The following is a 2179-nucleotide window of genomic DNA, read 5'->3' on the forward strand; positions in this document are numbered from 1 at the left end:
GCACGTTACAGAGGGGCCGCCCACGATCCGTGGGCGGCCCCTCTGCGTACCGGCTCAGCCCAGCAGTTCCCGCACCGCCGGGACCAGGGCTCGGAAGGCTTTGCCTCGGTGGCTGATGGCGTTTTTCTCCGCCGCCGTTAGTTCCGCGCAGGTGCGCGTGTCGCCCTCCGGCTGGAGGATCGGGTCGTAGCCGAAGCCGCCTGTGCCGGTGGGGGTGGTGCGGAGGGTGCCCAGGAGGCGGCCCTCGGTTACGCGGTGGGTGCCGTCCGGGAGGGCCAGGGCTGCCGCGCAGGCGAAGTGGGCCGTGCGGTGGGCGGCCGGGATGTCGGCGAGCTGGGCGAGGAGCAGGTTCAGGTTCGCCGTGTCGTCGCCGTGGGTGCCTGCCCAGCGGGCGGAGAAGATGCCGGGCGCGCCGCCGAGGACGTCGACGCAGAGGCCGGAGTCGTCGGCGACGGCGGGGAGGCCGGTGGCGTCGGCGAGGGCGTGGGCCTTGAGGAGCGCGTTCTCGGCGAAGGTGACGCCGGTCTCCTTGACGTCGGGGATGTCGGGGTACGCGTCCGCGCCGACGAGGTCATGAGGCAGACCCGCGTCGGCGAGGATGGCCCGGAGTTCGGTGAGTTTCCCGGTGTTCCGGGTGGCGAGGATGAGGCGGGTCATGCCCTCAGTATCCGGTGCCGCCCGGTGTGTCCGTCAGGGGGTGCAGATGTTGCCGATCTCTGCCGCCGCGTCGGAGATGGGCGTGAGGTCGGGTGTCTCGTCGCCGTTCTCGATGGCCGTACGGACGCTGTCGACTCCCTTGCCGAGGTCGCCGACGGCCTTGCTGAGGTCGGCGTTGTCGGTCTTGTCCTTGAGGCTGTCGAGTTCGGCGTCGATGTCGTCGAGGGCCTCGTCCGCCTTGAGCGGGTTGTCCCCGATGTTGGAGACGGCCTGTTCCAGGTTGCTGACGCTGGTGGTGATGGCGTCGGCGGCGGCCACGCAGTCCATCGCCTTGTCGAGGGCTCCGCAGCCGGCGGTGAGCGGCAGGGCCAGGGCTGCGGCGGCAAGGATCAGAGTGATGCGGCGTCGGCGTATGGGCGCGGACATGGCGCGGGTTCCTCCCCAGGGTGCGGACGGGCGCACGGTTCGGTCCGTGCGCCCGTGCGGTGGGAGACGCCGCGCGGGTCTTCCCGGTTGCCTTTCCCCTCAGTGGAGTTGACCTTCCGGGCTTGCCCTGCCGGGCGTCGGCCCGCCGCCTGTTCGGGTGCTGGTTGTCCTCGCGGGTGCTGGTTACAGCGTCTGTTCCAGGGCCGCGCGCTGGAGTGCCGCGAGGTCGGTGCAGCCCGTGGTGGCGAGGTCGAGGAGGGCGTTGAGCTCCTTGCGGTCGAAGGGCTCGGCCTCGGCGGTGCCCTGGACCTCCACGAAGCGGCCGTCGCCGGTGCAGACGACGTTCATGTCGGTCTCGGCGCGGACGTCCTCCTCGTAGCAGAGGTCGAGAAGAGGCGCGCCGTCGACGATGCCCACGCTGACGGCGGCCACGGTGCCGGTGAGCGGGCGCCGGCCGGTCTTGATGATCTTCTTGCCCTGGGCCCAGGCGACGGCGTCGGCGAGCGCGACGTACGCGCCCGTGATCGCCGCGGTGCGGGTTCCGCCGTCGGCCTGGAGGACGTCGCAGTCGAGGACGATGGTGTTCTCGCCGAGCGCCTTGTAGTCGATCACGGCGCGCAGGGAGCGGCCGATGAGGCGGCTGATCTCGTGGGTACGGCCGCCGATCTTGCCGCGTACGGATTCGCGGTCGCCGCGGGTGTTGGTGGAGCGGGGCAGCATCGAGTACTCGGCGGTGACCCAGCCTTCGCCGCTGCCCTTGCGCCAGCGCGGGACGCCTTCGGTGACGGAGGCGGTGCAGAAGACCCGGGTGTCACCGAAAGAGATGAGGACGGAGCCCTCGGCGTGCTTGCTCCATCCGCGTTCGATGGTGACGGGACGGAGCTGTTCGGGGGTGCGGCCGTCGATTCGTGACATGCAGCGAGCCTATAGGCAAGGGCTTTCCTCTCCTCTTTTGAGGCTCGGTTCGCCTCCGGGGCGCTCTATGTCGGTGCCGACAGTCGACCGTGCTCGACCCTTCGTTCCTCAGGGCCGCCGACGAGTGAGCCGAAGGGCGCGCCGCTGTCGAAAGGGAGGCTGTGCTCGATATGCGGCTCCG

Annotated in this window: 3 protein-coding genes; all 3 read right to left on the reverse strand. The window is 70.6% G+C overall.

Going from position 1 to position 2179, the window contains the following annotated elements; translation table 11 throughout:
- Nucleotides 1-54 precede the first annotated feature (54 nt).
- Nucleotides 55-657, reverse strand: coding sequence for an RdgB/HAM1 family non-canonical purine NTP pyrophosphatase (gene rdgB / locus GA0115259_RS35735; RefSeq protein ID WP_093604553.1), 603 nt, complete (start codon nt 655-657; stop codon nt 55-57).
- A gap of 33 nt (nt 658-690) precedes the next feature.
- Nucleotides 691-1083: a hypothetical protein gene (locus GA0115259_RS35740; protein WP_093604555.1), complete on the reverse strand. Its 393-nt coding sequence runs from the start codon at nt 1081-1083 to the stop codon at nt 691-693.
- Between the two features lie 183 nt (nt 1084-1266).
- Complete coding sequence (gene rph / locus GA0115259_RS35745; RefSeq protein WP_093604557.1) at nt 1267-1998, reverse strand: ribonuclease PH; 732 nt, start codon at nt 1996-1998, stop codon at nt 1267-1269.
- Nucleotides 1999-2179: the final 181 nt, after the last annotated feature.

The organism is Streptomyces sp. MnatMP-M17 (assembly GCF_900091995.1).
Lineage (GTDB): Bacteria > Actinomycetota > Actinomycetes > Streptomycetales > Streptomycetaceae > Streptomyces.